The organism is Lentzea flava, assembly GCF_014648475.1.
Lineage (GTDB): Bacteria > Actinomycetota > Actinomycetes > Mycobacteriales > Pseudonocardiaceae > Lentzea > Lentzea flava.
In genome coordinates, this window is the sequence record NZ_BMRE01000001.1 from 475368 (window position 1) to 492136 (window position 16769).

Below are 16769 nucleotides of genomic sequence, written 5' to 3' on the forward strand. Positions count from 1 at the left end.
CTATGCCGTGGCAGCCTCGGAGGCGCGCGGCCCACGCGACACCTGGGGGTGCGGACGTCTCACGTCCGCCAGTCATTTTTGGGGGCTCTGTTTCGCATGCGTGGATTAATCGCTGCTCTGGTTCTCGCAGCCACCGTTGTTCCCGCCGACGCCCATGCGGCCGTCGGGGAGGTGCTCAGACCCGCGGGCGCCGAAGTGATCGCGGGCAAGTACATCGTCACCCTGAAGAAAACCGGCCAGGAGAAAACCGGCCAGGCCAACGCACTCGGCGTCGCCGCTGCTCACGGCGGGAAGGTCGATCGCGTCTACGGCGCGGCGTTGCACGGGTTCGCGATGACCGCCACCGAGCAGCAGGCTCGCCGGCTGGCCGCCGACCCGCGCGTCGAACGGGTCGAGGCCGACTCCGTCGTGCGCGGTGAGGCGGTGCGGACCAACCCGATCTGGAACCTCGATCGCATCGACCAGCGCGGAACCGTGCTGGACAACCGCTACGAGTACCCGGACCAGGCCGGTCAGGGCGTCACCGTCTACGTCATGGACACCGGTGTGCGCACCGCGCACGCCGAGTTCGAAGGCCGGGCCAGCGTCGCGTTCGACGCGATCGGCGACGGCTGGAACGGCCAGGACTGCAGCACCAGCGGCCACGGCACGCACGTCGCCGGCACCATCGCGGGCAAGACGTTCGGCGTCGCCAGCAAGGCCAAGATCGCGTCGGTGCGCGTGCTGAGCTGCGAGAACAGCGGCACGATCAGCCAGATCGTCGCCGGCATCGACTGGATCACCGCGAACGCGGCCAAGCCGGCCGTGGTGAACATGAGCCTCGGCGGCGGTCAGAGCACGACCGAGGACAACGCTGTCAAGGCGTCGATCGCGGCCGGCATCTCCTACGTCGTCTCCGCGGGCAACACCGAGTCGAACGCCTGCCTCAAGAGCCCGGCCAACGTGTCGGCGGCGCTCACCGTGGGCGCGGCCAACCCCGTCGGCGAACGCGCCCGCGGCTGGGGCGGCACGGACACCGGGTCCAACTACGGCCCCTGCCTCGACCTGTTCGCGCCGGGCGAGTCCATCGAGTCCGCGCACAACGCCACCGACCACGCGACGATGATCCTCAAGGGTACGTCGATGGCCTCACCGCACGTCGCGGGTGCGGCGGCGCTGCTGTTGTCGCAGACGCCGACCCTGACGCCCGCGCAGGTGCACACCGAAATCGTCAACCGGTCGGTGACCGGCGTGCTGAACCCCAGCACGCTCGAACCGCCGATGGACCCGCCCACCACGCAGAAGTCCCCCAACAGGTTCCTCTACACGGGACCGCTCGCGCAGCCGGTCTGCACCGTCTCCGACACCACCCGCCGGACCGTGCCGGACCAGGACAGCATCACCGTCGCCCTCGACGTGACGGCCTGCGGGCGCAAGATCGCCACCAACGCCACCGTGCGCGTGCAGGCGGAACACCCGTTCCGCGGCGACCTGTCCGTGCGCCTGGTCACGCCGAGCGGCACGGAGGTCGTGCTGCGCGAGGCGAACAGCGCCGACAACGCGGTCAACCTGGACCAGACGTTCCCGCTCTCGTTGTCCACTCTGGACGCCAACGGCACGTGGAAGCTGATCGTGCGCGACAACTTCAGCCTCGACGAGGGATCGCTGGTCGGGTGGACGCTCACTCTCTGACCAGACGTGCTTTTCTGGCGGGACTGGCGGCGGTGGGCCTGACGGCGTGTGACACGCCGATGCCCGCTGCCGTTCCCGTCCACCACCAACCCGGCGTGCTGGCACCGAGCCCAGCCGCCGCGGGGGTGGCCGCGTACGACGTCACCGCACGCACCCGCGCCGAGCTGACCGCGACACTGCGCGCGGTCACCTCGCGTGGCGTCACGGTGGCCGTCGGCGCGTCCCTGTTCGACGGCAGGTTCGGCCTGCCCGCACCACGACGGCTGACGACGATGCCGAAGTTCGCGGGCGACGTGCTGGAAGAGCAGTGGTGCCACGGAGATCTGCTGCTGCAGGCGCTGGCGGACACGCCGGACCAGGTGGACGCCCAACTGGCCGACGTGCCCGGCCTGACGCTGCGCTGGCGGGTCAACGGGCACAAGCTGCCCGAGGAGCGCAACGCGTTCGGGTTCAAGGAGGGCGCCGGCAACCCCACCACGCCTCAGGTGTGGGCCGGGGACGACGAACCCGCGTGCTACCTGGGCGGCACGTACCAGGTGGTGCGGCTGATCAGGCTCGCGATGCCGACGTGGGACCACAAGTCCACAGAGGACCAGGAGCGGGTCTTCGGCAGGCGCAAGGAGTCGGGAGAAGAACTTCCCGACCTGCTCAACTCACACGTGCGGCGGGCCCGCCCCGCCGAGGAGAAGGACAAGATCCTGCGCCGCGGCTACCCGTTCGCCACCGAACCGGGCCACCTCTTCATGTGCTACCAACGTGATCCGGAAACAGGCTTCGCCGCCGCACAACGCCGCCTCGCCGGGGAGGAGCTGGAGAAGTACGTGCTGCCGTTCGGCGGCGGCTACTTCTTCACCCTGCCGGGAACCGACGGCACGAAGGACGACTACCTCGGCCGAGCCATGGTCGAGTCGTCGTGACAACAGGGGGAATTGTGTTCGAGTTCGGAATCCTGGGCCCGGTGGAGGTGCGAGCGGACGGCGTGCCCGTCCCGATCAGCGCAGCCAAGCTCCGCACGCTGCTGGCCGCACTGCTGCTGAGACCGAACCGCACGGTGCCGACGACGACCCTGATCGAGCAGGTGTGGGGCGACCAGCTACCCCAGCGCGGCGTGGCGGCGCTGCAGAACTACGTGATGCGGCTGCGGCAGGCCCTCGGGGAGTCGCTCATCCGCACCACGCCAGGCGGTTACTCGATCGCGCTGTCTGCAACGCAACTGGACCTGACGCGGTTCACGCAACTGACCACGGAAGCCGCCGCGGCCGGCCCCGGCACCCGATCCCGGTTGCTGACGGCCGCGCTGGACCTGTGGCGCGGACCCGCGCTGGTGGGAGTTCCTTCGCCTGTCCTGCAACGAGCCGAGGTGCCGCGGCTGGAAGAGCTCCGGCTCACCGCGGTGGAGATGCGGATCGACGCCGATCTGGAGCTGGGGCGGCATGCCGACCTGGTGCCGGAGTTGTGGTCGTTGACGGCGCAGCACCCGTTGCGGGAACGGTTCTGGCATCAGCTGATGCTGGCTCTGCGGCGTTCCGGGCGGCGGGCTGAGGCGCTGGCGGCCTATCGGAGTGCTGCGGAGGTGTTGTCGGAGGAGCTCGGGCTGGATCCCGGGCCGGAGCTGCGGGAGCAGTTCGCCGCGATCCTGCAGGCCAGCTGACCCGGATCTGCACATCAGGTGTTGGAGGGGAACAGGTGGATCGCGGTCGTGTCCGCGACCACCTCCACCACCTCACCAGAAGCTGTCGTGTCACCGTCGGCGACTTCCACTGACACCGGCGAACCCGCCACCTGGAGGTAGGTCGCGCCGTCCTCCATCACCTGCCACAGGCCGCAGAGCACCACCGACGTGCCGTCGAGCCGCATCCCGGCGACGCCACCGGAGCGAGGGCTGACCTCGCCGTCGATGTCGATCTCCACCTCGTATTCCTGGCCGGCCACAGGTGGTTCCTGCGACTTCCACACGCCCGTACCGGCACCGGCCGAGCAGTGGAACGACACGAGATCGTCCGTGCCGACAGCGGACACTTCGATTCTCATCAGACCGCGGTGAACCCTGTGGTCCACTGGTCTTCGTCCAGTGTGTACTCACCGATGTAGAAGCACTCCGGCTCGTCGCGGAATCCCGGGAGCTCCTTGGCGCGTTCGATCCGCGCCATTGCGTTCTCCCGTGACGAGTAGACGCCGAGCATTTTCACGTCGTCGCCCTCCTCCTCGTCGGCCCTGAACTCGCCGCCGGGGTCGAAGTGCCTGACCGCCCCGCTCGAGTCCGTGGCGACGTGATGCACGTGCCAGAGCAGGAAAACACGGTCACTCATCAGGGTTTTCCACTACGATCCCGAAGTCGGCGCACCAGGGCGGCGTGAGTCCCACGACTCCGGCGAAGCACAACGCGACGCGCTTCGACTCGCTGGAGGTCGCCGCCACCCTCGGCGAGACCTGCTTCGCACCGTCAGCCATCTTCCTGCTCCAGCACGAACTCGCGGAACAGGCTCAACGCTGTGTTCCTTCCAGGTCGGTGTCCACCAGGTCGGCCACGACGTGCCAGCCGGGATTGTCCAGCGTCTTGATCTCCACGCCGAACTCGTGCTCCCAATCGCCGTTGCACTGCTCGGCGTACCACCGCTGAAAGAACTCGAACGAACTCACAGCCACGGCGGCTCCGCCTCGGGCTCGAAAAGCGCCGCGTACAACGACACCTCGGCACGGTCAGGTCCCATCGCCACCGGCGTCTCCAGGTGGGTGGCGGGCACGAGCCGGAACCCGTGCGCCTCCACCACGTCAGCACCCGCGACTCGAACGGCCCAGCGGGACGGGAGATGAGCTCTCCCGTCCCGTGACCGTCCTCGCCGAACGCCAGCACCACCGCGTACGGACCGACCATCGACAGCTTCACGATCAGCAGCCGACTGCCCCGAACGAAGCAGGTGAAGGCGACCTCGTGGTTGATGTCCGTGTCGTCCTCGGTGTCACCCGCGGACGACAGGTCGAGCAGGAGCGCCGCGTACGGGTCGCGCTTCACCATCTCCCGCGCGAAATCACGCCGGGTGAGGTGCCCGTACGCCTTGCGCAGATCCGCTTCGTACAGCGAGCGGATCGACGTGGCGCTCCTGCTCTTCCCCATCAGCCGTCGGCCTGTTCCAGCACGAACTCGCGGAACCGGCTCAACGCCTCGTCGAGCGACTGCAGATCGCAGGACGACTCGTACCGCTCGCCGTCCGACGACGCCCAGATCCACCGTCCCTCACCCGGTTCCGACTTCGACCGGTCGAGGGTGCGTCCTTCCAGGTCGGTGTCCACCAGGTCGGCCACGACGTGCCAGCCGGGATTGTCCAGCGTCTTGATCTGCACGCCGAACTCGTGCTCCCAGTCGCCGTTGCACTGCTCGGCGTACCACCGCTGAAAGAACTGGAACGGGCTTTCAGCAACCGGCATTCGGATCCTCCCAGGCGTCCGGCTTGCGCGCGGTTCCATCCGGCAGGTTCAGGTGCGGAGTGTCCACCACGGTGCCGTCCGGGTTCGTGTGCGCCGGACCCCACCGGTCGTACCGCTTCTCCAGCTCCCACGGAGCCGGGTTGCGCGGGTTGGACTGCTCCTGCCAAGTGGCGTACTTCTTCACCTTGCCGTCCGGACCGAGCATAAAGGTGGAGTGCGGGCCCTGAGCGTTCGGGTCCGGACGCTGACGCGGCGGGCGGGCGTTGTGCACCAGCACCGGCTTGTCGCCGGCGACCACGTAGTACGTGTGGTCGGTGTCGACCGTCAGGTTGTACACCTGCTGGTCGGCCACCGCGCGGATACCCAGGCCAGCGACCGCGAGCAGCTCGCCGGACGACGTGCGCACCCGGTCACCCTGCTGGATGTCCTGCGCCTCGACGAACTGGCCCCTGTTCTCGACCCAGAACGGGTGGCCGTCGGTGGCCACCAGGGTCGAGGTCGCCGTACCCGACACGCCGTCGGTGTCGACGGTGATGTCGACGAGCCGCTTCGCGCCCTTGCCGACGATCGTCGCCGTGACCTCCCTCGCCGTCGTCTTGCCCGACTCGGGATCGGTCGCAGTGACCTGGTCGCCGATCCGCACCTCCTCGATCGCCCTGCGCGAACCGTCGGCCATCAACACCGGCGTGCCGGCGACGAAGCTGTTGACGAAACAGCTCTCCCGGTTGTTCTTGCCGTTGTTGGTGGGCTTGTTGCCGCTCGGGTCACCCAGGACGGTCGGCTGGTTGTCCACGTAGGCGTGGACATTGCGACCGCCTTCGAACCCGATCGGGTCCTCACTGATGAACCGCTGCAGCACGGGGCTGTAGTAGCGGTCCCGGTAGTGGTACAGGCCGGTGCCGTCGTCCTCGCGACCGGTGAAGCGGTACGGGTTTTCCGCGCCCGCTCCGCTCGCGTAGGTGCGGCCGAACGGTTCGTAGGTGTAGGACGCGCCCGCGCCGTTCGGGTCGACGAGGCCGACCGTGCTGCCGACCGCGTCGGTGAGGAACCGTCGCGTGGTGCCACCGGACTCCCGCAGGTGGAACCCGTCGACACCGCTGGCGGTCATGTTCGCCGTGACCTGCCCGTTCACCTTCTCCTGCAACGGGTTCTGCCCGTCGTACAGGTAGTTGGTGGTCACTCCCGAGACCGTGCGGCTCATCCTGCGGCCGTCGGAGTTGTAGTTGAACGACGCCGACCTGCCCTGGCCGGTGACGGTGGCGAGCTCCCCCCTGGCGTTCCAGGTGTAGGTGGTCGCACCGTCGGACAACAGGTTGCCCTCCGGGTCGTAGGTGATCGTCGAACCGCCGATCGTCTTGATGCGGTTGGCGTTGTCGTACGTCGCGGGTCCGTACGGCTCGGGCAGCATCGTCCGCGAGGACGCGCCGGTGGTCCTGATCGGCAGGCCGCTGGCGTCGTACTCGTAGGCGAGGTCGCCGAGCGCCGTCGTGCCCGACCTGTACGTGATCGTCTTGACCCTGCCGGTGTCGTCGTAGGTGTAGGTCTGTCCGACACCGGTGCCGGGTGCGCCCACCCTTTCCGTGCGGCCGGCGCGGTCACGGGTCACGACGCTGATCGCGGTGCCGTTCTGCTGGATCTCCTGCAGGTCACCCGCCGCGTCGTAGACGTGCCGCAGCGCGGGACGTCCCGACACCGTCGTGGTGCGGTCCCGCACCGTCGTGCCGTAGGCGTAGGACACCGAGCCGGTCGGCGTGGTCTCCTGCTTGATCCGGTCCAGGCCGTCGTAGTCGATCGTCGACGTACCCGCGACGCTGTCCACACTGGACCGGACCCGGTCACCGGCGTCGAAGGTGTTGGTCACCTTGCTCTCCGCCCCGTAGGTGCTCTCGTACCTGCGGTTCAGCGGGTCGTACTTGTGCTCGACGACGACTCCGCGGCGGTCGGTCTCCTTCTCCAGGTTGCCGTTGCGGTCGTACACCGCGTCCGGGGTGGTCACCCCGAGCGGGTCGGTGACCGCGCGGAGCTGATCCATGGCGTTGTAGTGGAAGACGGTCTCGCTGTTGCGGGCGTCGATCACCTTGGTCCTGTTGCCATTGCGGTCGTATTCGTACCGCATCGTGCGGCCGAGGCCGTCGGTGACCGAGGCGACGAAGTCCCGCGTCGTGTAGGCGGTCTCGGTCACCACACCCGCCGGGTCGGAGACGCGGACCTCGCGGCCGAGACTGTCGTACCCGATCGTGCTGACCTTGCCCAGCTCATCCGTCGTCCGCACCGCGTCGGTGCCGGAGTAGTCGGTGATGCGGGACTTGCCTGCCGGGTCGGTCACCTTGGTGACCTGGCCACGTTCGTCGACGTCGAACAACGTCTTGCGGCCAACAGGATCGGTCACCGACTTGACCGCACCCCGCGCGGTGAGCTCGTAGAGAGTCTCCTTGTTGTAGTCGTCGACGTGCCTGGTGAGTTCCCCGTTCGGACCGAGGCGGTCGAACTTCTGCGTGCGCGCTTCGGGCGTGTCCGCGAGAACGGTGCTCTCCTTCACGTAGCCCTTGGCGTCGTAGACGTACGAGGTCTTGCGCTTGAGTGCGTCGGTGGTCGACTTCACCCGCACGCCGTTGGTCTCGTACTCGGTGGTCGTCTCCTGGGCGAACGGCGTGCCGTACGCCTTGGTGTCGCTGACCACCTGTCCCTTGTCGTTGAACACGAACCGGCGCACGGCGTCACGCGGGTCGATCATCCGGGTCTCGGTGATCGCGCCGTTGACGTCGGTGTACTCGAACTTCGTGACGCCGCCGTCGGCCGCGGTCTGGCTCTTGACGCGGTCCTTGTCGTCGTACTCGTTGAGCAGGAACTGGGTACCGCGCGGGTCGGTGATCGTCTTGAGCAGGCCCTTGGCGTCCCAGGTGTACCTGGTGACGCCACCGTCCACATTGGTCACCGTTTCCAGGTGCCCGGTCGGGAGGTAGGTGTAGCTCACCCGCCTGCCCAGGTTGTCCTCGACGGACTTGACCTTGGCCGGGTTCGCTTCGTCGTAGCTGAAGCGGACCCAGCGGCCGCTGGACGAGGTGACCTGCGTGATGGGGCCGTTCGCCCTGACCTTGCCGTCGGTGCCCGGTGGTGCCGGGGCCCGGGTGATGGTCGTGGCGTTGCCGAACTTGTCGCGGATCTCCTGCAGCGGCGCCTCTTCGCCGATGACGTAGATGGTGCCGTCGCGCAGTTTCACGTCCCAGCCGGCGTCGTTCCACACCGCGACCGAGCCGTCGAACTTCGTCGGCGTCGGGTCCGCGGCGAACACGGCGCCCGCGTAGTCCTGGCCAGGGGTCGTGCGGGTGTAGTGGATCTTGCTGCCGTCCGGCTGGACGAGGTCGAACTCCTTGAACGTCGGCGCGCCGTTGACCAGCGGTGCCCACGGGAAGACGCCGTAGTCGAAGCTGGTGCCGACGCCGAACGGGCGGACGAACGCGTCACCCTGCTGGTAGGTGCGCTTGACCTCGATCGGCATGATGTCGTCGACGACCAGGTCCACCTGCTCGTCGACCAGCAGGCCGGTGGCCGGGTCGACCGGGTCGCCGACCCTGGTGTTGTTGGGCTTGGGCGCGCGGGCCGCCGGGTTGAGGCCCGGCACCACGGTCATCGCGCCGGTCAGGCGGTAGAACTTCACGTCCGCGTCCGGGACGATCTGGGTGCCGTCCTGGGAGACGGTGCCGTGGCCGTAGACGTGCCAGCCCTTGCCGTCCGGGTCGTAGTTCCAGAACTGCGTCCGGGTGCCCGGCGCCTCCTTGGTGTAGTTGGGGTAGATGATCGTCGCGCCCTGCGGGAACAGGTAGCCGCCACCCGGCTGCGCGGTGAAGTACACCGGCACCTTCGACGGAGGCAGCGGGAACGGCGGGCGGTCGATCGGGATCGGGGTCAGCGACAGCTCGGTGGCCACGTTGCCGTCCGCGTCGCGGATGACGGTGCCCGCCGGGATGCGGACCTCGAGGCCCGGAATGGACTTCGTGGTGAGGACCGTCTCGGTGATCGTCGGGCTCGGCACGTGCACCACCGAGTTCCGGTCGATCTCCGGCAGGAACACGGTGTGCGGCAGCACGAGCACCTGGCCCTGCTTGACGTCCACGCCGATGTCGAACGTGCCGAACGAACGGCCGGTGGTGCGGCCGTCCACGCGCAGCGACACGTGGCCGTCCGGCAGGCCGATCAGCGTGAACTTGCCGTCCGCGTCGGTGGTCGCCTTCTTGTCCCGCGCGCTCACGGTGACGCCGGCCAGCGGCTTGCCGTCGGTGGACTGCACGGTGCCGACCACGCCGGTGAAGCCGACCGCGAACTGCAGCGGGCGGTCCCGGACCGGACGCGGGTCGTAGCGGGTGGTCCAGTCGACGCCGCCGAGGTTCGCGGCGTCAGGGCGCCAGCCGCTGCTCGAGCTGCACGGCGTCGAGGTGGGCTTCTCCTGCTCCTCGGCCTTCGGCTGGTCGGTGCCCTGCGGCGCGGCACCCACCGCGGCGGCGGGCGGACGCTGGTCCACCTGCGGGCAGGTCGGTTCCTGCACCGCGGGTGGCGCGATCTGGGTGACCGGGGCCGCGGTGGCCCGCTTGGTGATGGACACGTCGATCGAACCGGTCGGGCTGTTGGCCGGGTCGAAGACGAGCGTGTACGTGCCCGTCGCCTTGAGCCTGCTGAAGAACTCGTACGGCTCGGTGCTGATGAACCTGCGGGTCGTCTCCACCGTGCCGTTCGGCGCGTAGAGCGTGTAGTAGACGCCGTTGTTGCCGATGTTGCGCTTGATGCTCAGCTTCGGCAGGTCGTTCAGCGTGCCGTCGAACGTCAGCCTGCCGTTCTGCGCGGGCCGGTTGAACGTGACGGTCTTGGCCGCTCCGCCGTACTCGATCTTGCCGCCGTCGGTCTCCGAGTTCAGCATGACCGTCAGCTGACCGCCCGTGGGCTGGACGTCCTGGTCGACCGGTTCGATCTGCACCTTGTACTCGCCGGTGACCGGCAGCTGGGTGAGGTCGAGGCCGAGGAACGTCTGGTAGGCGCTGTTGCCGGTGGTGTCGAGCGTGGTCCCGTCCGGCTTGGTCACCCTCCACTTCAGGAACGGGATCCGCTCGGACGCCGTGCCGATGGTCAGCCGCTGCCCCGCCGTGCCCGCGATCTTGCCGATGATCTTCTGGCCGTGCACGGTGATGTTCAGGTTCGACGGTGTCGCGTCGGGTACGAGCGTGCCGAGATCGGCCGGTTCGGACATGTGGAACGTCAGGTCGCCGGTGACCGCGAAGCCGGGGTCGACGAAGATCCGGTACTTGCCGGTCTCCGGCAGTGCCGCGACGTCGAGCTTGCCGTCGGTGACCGCGCCGACCGAGGTGGTGCCGTCGGGCCGGTAGAGCCTGATGATCACCTGACCGGGCACGCTCTTGCGCACGACGATCGTCAGCGGCTTGTCCTTGACACCGTCGTAGTCGAGCCACATCTCGCGGCCCGGCCGGTCGACCCTGACCGTGGTGGAGGCGTTCGGGGGCAGCTTGCCGCCCTCGGCGACGGTCGACAGCCACGCCTTGGCCGCGCCGACCGCCTCCCATCCGCTGATGAACAGGTTGTGCGTGCCCGTCTTGCGGATCCTCAGGTTCCGCGTCTCGGCCGTGCCCTCGCGGAGCTCGACCTGCTGACCGTCCGGTTCGGACATGATGCTGACCGGGTAGGCGGCGCGGCCGTTCTCCCGGATGGTGTTGTCGGTGTGCCCCAGCACCAGCGGCTGGTTCGCCGTGCCCTGGAACTGCATCCGCACCGACTGGCCCGGCCGCAACACCTGGTAGGACGTCGGGTTCCCGTTGACCGCCAGCGGTCCCGCGTCGATCACGCTGGACAGCCAGACCCGGCCGGAGCCGAGCTGGTTGGGGTCGAAGTTCGGGATCACCTTGTAGGTGCCCGTCTTCTTCGCCTGGAACACCATCGTCGGGATGTAGTCGCCGAGCCGGGCGCGCCAGGTGAGCCGGACGCCGTCGGGGTCGACGACGGTGACGTTGAAGTAGTTGCCCGGCTCGCTGATGTCGGTGAGCCCGAAGCTCATCCACTCACCCGCGGTCGCCGTGAACGGCATCTCCTTCACCGGCTGGCCCTGCCGGATGTCGAACGGCACACCGGACCCGTCGCGGGTCAGCTTGTCGCCGGTCAGGTCCTTGGACAGGGTGACGCTGACCTTGCCCGCCGCCGCGTCGTCCGGCGCCACGACGATCGTGTAGGTGCCGTTGTGCTTGAACGTCGGCAGGTCCTGGTGCAGCTTGCTGCCCGCGAACAGGTCGAGCGGGTCGCCGAGCGCGCGGCGGGCGAAGTCGCCGCCGTGCGGGGTGAACATCCACATCGCCGAGCGGACCGGGATGGTGTTGTTCTCCAGCTTGAGGTTCAGCTGCTCGCCGATCTTGCCGTCGACCAGCACCACGGCGGCCTTGCCCGCCGGGATGTCGAGGTTCGTCGCCGTGCCGACCTGCAGCTTGCCGCCGTAGACCAGGTTGGCCGTCACGAAACCCCGTGGCGCGACCAGGAAGTCGGCCGCGCTGGTGGCCTCGCCACCTGGCGTGCGGACGGTGATCTTGCCGGAGGACGCGGCGTCGGGCACCTGCACGACCAGCTTGGTCGCCGTCACCTCGCGCACCCGTGCCACGGTCTGGTGGAACCGCACCACGTTGCGGGCGATGTCGGGGTCGAAGCCGGAGCCGGTGATCGTCACGACCGCGCCGGGGTCACCGCGATCCGTTGACACGGAAGCGATCGTGGGCGCGGTGACGCCCCGCGCGAGCTGGAACGGCCGCGGGCTGACCGAGGTCTTGCCGTTGGCCGTGACGCGCACGACGCCTTCCCGGATGCCCTGCGGCACGGTGACGGAGACGCGGTTGCCGGACGCGGCGGTGACCGGGGCGTCGATGCCGTCGAACGTCACGGTGGTTCCCTGCGCGGCGAAACCGATGCCGCTGATCTCGACCGTGCTGCCCGCCGGGCCGCGCGCGGGCACGATCGCGAACACCGTCGCGTCGCCCTGCACGAACCGTTCCGTGGCAAGGAGGTTGCCGTTGTCGTCGTACCGGTAGGCGGCCGCCTCACCGGAGTTGTTCGTGACACCGGCGAGCTGGCCGGCGGCGTCGTAGAAGAAGTCGCGCGGTCCGGCGGGCGCGCCCGCGACGAACTCGTGCCGGACGGGCGTGGACAGCGCGCCGGTCGCGGACACCTTGGACCACACGGTGAGCGTGCGCTTGCCGGAGCGGACCGGGGTGACGGAGAGCTGCGCCGCGCCGCTGGAGACCGGCTGCTCCTTCGGTGCCGCGTCGGTGTCGAGCTGGTGCACGACCACGTCCGCGGCGGTGCTGCCCTGCGGCCGGACGGTGACCGTGCCGGCCTGGCCGATGCTGCCGTGCGGCTGGCCGTCGGCCGGGAAGTCCGCGGACGTCACGACCGGGGCGTCCGGTGCGGGCACCGGCAGGCCGCCGACGGTGAAGGTGTACGTGGCCGGAGCGGACGTCTGGCCGTTGAGGGCCCACGCGGTGAGCGTGTGCGTGCCGCTCGTCGACGGGGTGAGCTGGACCTGCGCCTCACCGGCGGCCGCGACCGTCGTGGTCGGACCGTCGCCGAGCCGGTAGCGGAAACCGTTGGCACCGGGGCTCTTCAGCGTGAACGTGCCCGCCTGGCCGGGCGCGCCGTGCGGCTGGCCGTCCGCCGGGTAGTCGGTGGAGTCGACCTGCGGCGCGGCGGGTGCCTGCGGCGCGGCGGCCGCGACCTTGAAGCGGTACTGCGCCGCGGGTGACTCCTCGCCGTTCGCGCCGACCGCCTTCACGGTCAGGACGTGCTCGCCCGCGGTGGGCGGCGTGATCTTCGCCTGCGCCTTGCCCGAGCCGGCGACGTCGGTGACGGCACCGCTGTCGAGCTGGTAGCGGAAGCCGGTGACCGGGTCGGTTCCGGTGGCGCGGAAGGTGAACGTGCCCTCCTTGCCGGCGGCGCCGTGCTCGACGCCGTCCGCAGGGTAGTCGGCGGACGCGACCTGCGGCGTGCCGACGGCAGCCGTGGTGAAGGTGGCCGGGGCGGACTCGACCGACGGGTCGGCGCCGATGGCCACGACCTCGACCGTGGTCGCGGTCGGCGGCACGAGGCTCAGCTTCGCCTTGCCGTCCACGGCCTTTTCGAAGATCCAGTCGGTGTTCCACCGGTACTTGAACGCAGTGCCGCGCTCGGCGGTGAAGACACCGTTGTCGTGCTTGACGATCGGCTCTGGCAGCGCGGCGACGCGGGTGGCGTGCGGCGCGAGCTCCGACTCCTGGCCGGTCGCGTCGACGGCCCTGACCTCCAGCACCTGCGTGCCCTTGGCCGGTGGCGTCACGCTGACCTCGACGGTGCCGCTGGGTGCGGGCACGCGCGTGAACTCGCTCTCGCCCTGCCAGCGGTGGCGGAACTCCACGGCACCCGGCGCGGCGAAGACGACCTTGCCCGGCTGCTTCGGCGCGCCGTGGGACTGGCCGTCGGCCGGGTAGTCGGTGGACGTCACGACCGGCGTGGCGGTCGTGCCCGGCGTGAAGGTGGTGACGAGCGGCTGGTCGCGCCTCTCCAGCGGGAGACGGGAAACCTGCTGCGCGACCGCGGTCTTGACGGTGCTGGTGACGTTCTCGTCGCCCAGCCGCGCGCTGTCGACGCGGCCGCCGGCCAGCACCGTGCCGTCGAAGCCCTGGTCGTGGCGCACGACCTGGGTGAGCTCCCACGCGCCGTCGGGAAGCGTGAAGACCACGTCGCCGTTCTCGATCTTCGTGGGCACCGGCCCCGCCTGCGTGGTGGCCCGCTCGGCCACGAACACGGTGCGGTGCTTGGCGTCCAGCGCGCGGATCACGCCGTCGCTCTCCTGCAGGGCGAGCCCGCGGGTGCTCACCGGCATGCGCACCTGCTGCGCGCCCCGGCCGGTGATGATGATCCGGAACCCGTCCGCCAGCGCCTGGACGCGAGTGGTGGCGAAGGTGGCGGTGTCGCCGTCCACCTTCGGCGGTTCCTGCGGCGCGGGACCCCATTCCAGGGACCTGTCGTTGTCCTTGATCGTGACCAGCGGCTCCTGCGGGCCGCCGGCGAACCGCACGTCGACCGCAGCGGCCTTGGGTGCGACCGTCACCGGGTCGAGCGCGGTGTCGACCGGCACCCAGCCGTCGTCGCGGCGCACCCGCTGCGGGGCGGCGTGCTGGGTGACGGTCATCGTTCCGTCGGGATTCGCGACGACGAGCCGGGTGGCGCTGGTCAGCAGCGCCACGTCCACCGGCTCGCCACAAGCCTTCGCCGCCGCACGGGCCGCGGGCCCGTCCGGTCTGCTGTCCGGACAATCCTCCCGTGTCACCACGGCTATCGCCACGGCCAACGAGACCAGCAACGTCCCCACGACGGGGATCGTGATCGAGCGCCTAGCCCTCACGACTACCTCCAGCGCAACAGGCAGACCTCCCCCAGAGGTCCCACCTCACCCAAGCGCCGGGGTCTCTCAGACCACTCTCATCGCGCTCTCACCTCAGGGCGCAGCGGTCTTCAGGCAGTCCAGCACGGCCTGGTCCGGTTCTCCCGCCGCGGCCTTGCCGTCGAGGAAGGCCTGTCGCTCCTGCGCGGGCCTGCCCATGTACCAGTCGGCGACGCACTCGACGGCCTGTGCGGGCGCGTCCTTGGTGCCGGCGTCGGCCCTGATCTTGGCGATGACGTCCTGCTTCGTCGGTCCGGACTCCGCGCAGGCACCCAGGCACAGCGCGAGCAGGACCACTACCCCCAGTTTGCTCATGGCTGGAGAGCATAGGAGTCACTGCTGCGCGATGACCACACCTGTCCGGGCCGCTCGCAGGAGGCCCCAGTCGTAGAGCGCCTGCAGCGCGGGCCCCAGCGTCCTGCCCTCCTCGGTGAGCGAGTACTCGACGTTCGGGGGCACCTCGGTCCGTGCCACCAGGCCCGCGTCCTGCAGCTCGCGGAGCCGTTGCACGAACATCTTCTCGCTGATGCCAGGCACTTTGCGGCGCAGCTCCCCGTAGTGGTGCGGGTGTTCCTTGAGGTGGGCGAGGATCACCGCCCGCCACTTGCCGCCGATGACGTCGAGGGCCAGCTCGACAGGACAGTGGTACATGGGCGCTCCTCACCAAAAGGTGCGTACTTGCCGGGTGTCCGGCGTGATGCTGGAGTGGGCGTCGTGATCAACGACCAGTCAACACCCTCGCTCTACACCTGGGCCGGTGGCGCCGATGCGTTGCTGCGGCTGACCGAGGCGTTCTACCGGCGCGTCGCCGAGGACCCGGTGCTCGCGCCGGTGTTCGCGGGCATGGATCCCGGCCACGCGCGTTACGTGGCGCTGTGGCTGGGCGAGGTGTTCGGCGGACCCGCCGACTACACCGCCGAGCGCGGCGGTTACGAGTTCATGCTGGCCAAGCACCTCGGCAAGGGCATCACCGAGGAGCAGCGCCGCCGCTGGCTCAACCTGATCATGGATGCGGCGGACGAGGTGGAGCTGCCGGACGATCCGGAGTTCCGCGCCGCGTTCGTGTCCTATCTGGAGTGGGGCACGCGGCTCGCGGTGCGGAACTCCGTGCCGGACGCCACGCCGTTTCACGGGGCCCCGGTGCCGAAGTGGGGCTGGGGCGTGGCGCCGCCGTACGTCAAGGGCTGAGGTCGGTCACCCCCGTGCCGCTCGCGATGTCGAACGGCACGGAGACCTGATCGTGCGTGATCAGCCAGTCCCCGTCGATCTTGCGGAGGCAGAAGGTGGCGCGCACCCACATGCCGGGTGTCGTCACGCCGTTCTTCAGCGTGCCGCTGAGCCGGCCGAAGCCGTGTCCGAACGCGACGGTGTCGCCGACGGTCACCGTCAGGTCGCGGATCTCGTAGTCCACGTCCTGGAAGAAGGCGAAGGCCGTGGCCCAGTTCTTCAGCTTGGCGTCGATGCCGACGTGCTGCAGCGGCGGTTCCACGTCGAAGGACACGACGTCCTCCGAGTACAGCCGCCGCAGCGCGTCGAGGTCCTTGGCCCTGATCCCCTCCACGATCCTGCCGATGTGCTTCTTGATGTCGTCCACTTCGGACATGTCAGTCCCCCTCAGAAAGTCATGCCGCGGTCACGGGCGCGTCCGTGCGCAGCGGCGCGAGTGCCGCGCTCCAGGCGACGACCTGGTCCAGCAGCCCGTCCAGTGCGGCGACGGCGTACTCGCCCGGCTTCAGCACGGCGTAGTTCTCGAACTCGGTGGCCAGCGACAGCGTCACCTGCGCTGCCACGTCGGCCACCTCCAGCGCCCCGCACGCCAGCCGCAGCTGCTCGACCGCGCGGGCACCGCCGACACCGCCGTACGAGACGAACCCCATCGCCTTGTTGCGCCACTCCGCGCGCAGGAAGTCGAGCGCGTTCTTCAGCGCTCCCGGCACCGAGTGGTTGTACTCGGGCGTCACCACCACGAACCCGTCGAACGACGCGATCGTCGCCGACCACGCCCTGGTGTGCGCGTTCCGGTACTCCCCCGGCAGCTCGTCCAGATGGGGCAACGGGTGGTCGAGCAGGTCGATCACCTCGAACTCCGCGTCCCCGCGCGCCGTCGCGCGTTCCTGCACCCACCGGGCCACCTGCTCGCCCCGGCGGCCGGGGCGGGTGCTGCCGAGGATGATGCCGATTCTGATCATTGGCTTCCTTCGTTCGTCGTGTG

General features: G+C 69.4%; 15 protein-coding genes. 4 read left to right on the forward strand and 11 right to left on the reverse strand.

The genetic code is table 11. The annotated features are described in order from the left end of the window. Positions 1-171 precede the first annotated feature (171 nt). From IEZ09_RS02335 to IEZ09_RS02345, 3 genes are read left to right on the forward strand one after another with little or no spacing between them, the layout of a single operon-like run. Entirely contained in the window at positions 172-1671 is a 1500-nt protein-coding gene (locus IEZ09_RS02335) for a S8 family peptidase (RefSeq protein ID WP_189251813.1), read from the forward strand. Further along, positions 1653-2588, forward strand: coding sequence for a Dyp-type peroxidase (locus IEZ09_RS02340; RefSeq protein ID WP_229812181.1), 936 nt, complete (start codon positions 1653-1655; stop codon positions 2586-2588). Before IEZ09_RS02335 ends, IEZ09_RS02340 begins: the two co-directional genes overlap by 19 nt. 14 nt (positions 2589-2602) lie before the next feature. Further along, positions 2603-3322: an AfsR/SARP family transcriptional regulator gene (locus IEZ09_RS02345; RefSeq protein WP_189251814.1), complete on the forward strand. Its 720-nt coding sequence runs from the start codon at positions 2603-2605 to the stop codon at positions 3320-3322. 14 nt (positions 3323-3336) lie between these two features. Here IEZ09_RS02345 and IEZ09_RS02350 read toward each other — a convergent pair whose 3' ends face one another. From IEZ09_RS02350 to IEZ09_RS02385, 9 genes are all read right to left on the reverse strand, one after another. After that, complete coding sequence (locus IEZ09_RS02350) at positions 3337-3702, reverse strand: hypothetical protein (protein WP_189251815.1); 366 nt, start codon at positions 3700-3702, stop codon at positions 3337-3339. Beyond that, the gene (locus IEZ09_RS02355) at positions 3702-3980 is read right to left on the reverse strand and encodes a DUF7336 domain-containing protein (protein ID WP_189252222.1); all 279 of its coding nucleotides are present in this window, start codon (positions 3978-3980) and stop codon (positions 3702-3704) included. The genes IEZ09_RS02350 and IEZ09_RS02355 overlap by 1 nt, the downstream gene beginning before the upstream one ends. After that, positions 3973-4122, reverse strand: a complete 150-nt coding sequence (locus tag IEZ09_RS02360; protein ID WP_189251816.1) for a hypothetical protein — start codon at positions 4120-4122, stop codon at positions 3973-3975. The genes IEZ09_RS02355 and IEZ09_RS02360 overlap by 8 nt, the downstream gene beginning before the upstream one ends. Positions 4123-4155: 33 nt before the next feature. Next, the gene (locus IEZ09_RS02365) at positions 4156-4317 is read right to left on the reverse strand and encodes an Imm53 family immunity protein (protein ID WP_229812182.1); all 162 of its coding nucleotides are present in this window, start codon (positions 4315-4317) and stop codon (positions 4156-4158) included. Further along, the gene (locus IEZ09_RS47365; protein WP_268247591.1) at positions 4308-4442 is read right to left on the reverse strand and encodes a hypothetical protein; all 135 of its coding nucleotides are present in this window, start codon (positions 4440-4442) and stop codon (positions 4308-4310) included. Before IEZ09_RS47365 ends, IEZ09_RS02365 begins: the two co-directional genes overlap by 10 nt. Before the next feature lie 343 nt (positions 4443-4785). Then, positions 4786-5097, reverse strand: a complete 312-nt coding sequence (locus IEZ09_RS02370; protein WP_189251817.1) for an Imm53 family immunity protein — start codon at positions 5095-5097, stop codon at positions 4786-4788. Next, positions 5084-14518 carry a polymorphic toxin-type HINT domain-containing protein gene (locus tag IEZ09_RS02375; protein WP_189251818.1) on the reverse strand — a complete coding sequence of 3145 codons (9435 nt, stop codon included), beginning with the start codon at positions 14516-14518 and terminating at the stop codon, positions 5084-5086. The genes IEZ09_RS02370 and IEZ09_RS02375 overlap by 14 nt, the downstream gene beginning before the upstream one ends. Positions 14519-14611: 93 nt before the next feature. Then, the gene (locus IEZ09_RS02380) at positions 14612-14872 is read right to left on the reverse strand and encodes a hypothetical protein (RefSeq protein ID WP_189251819.1); all 261 of its coding nucleotides are present in this window, start codon (positions 14870-14872) and stop codon (positions 14612-14614) included. Between the two features lie 18 nt (positions 14873-14890). Further along, positions 14891-15208, reverse strand: coding sequence for a winged helix-turn-helix transcriptional regulator (locus IEZ09_RS02385; RefSeq protein ID WP_189251820.1), 318 nt, complete (start codon positions 15206-15208; stop codon positions 14891-14893). Between the two features lie 63 nt (positions 15209-15271). On the opposite strand from IEZ09_RS02385, the gene IEZ09_RS02390 reads away from it, so the two are divergent. Then, positions 15272-15745, forward strand: a complete 474-nt coding sequence (locus IEZ09_RS02390) for a group II truncated hemoglobin (RefSeq protein WP_229812183.1) — start codon at positions 15272-15274, stop codon at positions 15743-15745. On the opposite strand, the gene IEZ09_RS02395 is transcribed toward IEZ09_RS02390, so the two are convergent. Together IEZ09_RS02395 and IEZ09_RS02400 are read right to left on the reverse strand one after the other, a co-directional pair. Continuing rightward, entirely contained in the window at positions 15735-16160 is a 426-nt protein-coding gene (locus IEZ09_RS02395; protein WP_189251821.1) for a YybH family protein, read from the reverse strand. The two genes, IEZ09_RS02390 and IEZ09_RS02395, sit on opposite strands and share 11 nt — an antisense overlap. Before the next feature lie 19 nt (positions 16161-16179). Continuing rightward, entirely contained in the window at positions 16180-16746 is a 567-nt protein-coding gene (locus IEZ09_RS02400; RefSeq protein ID WP_189251822.1) for an NADPH-dependent FMN reductase, read from the reverse strand. Between the last annotated feature and the right edge of the window lie 23 nt (positions 16747-16769).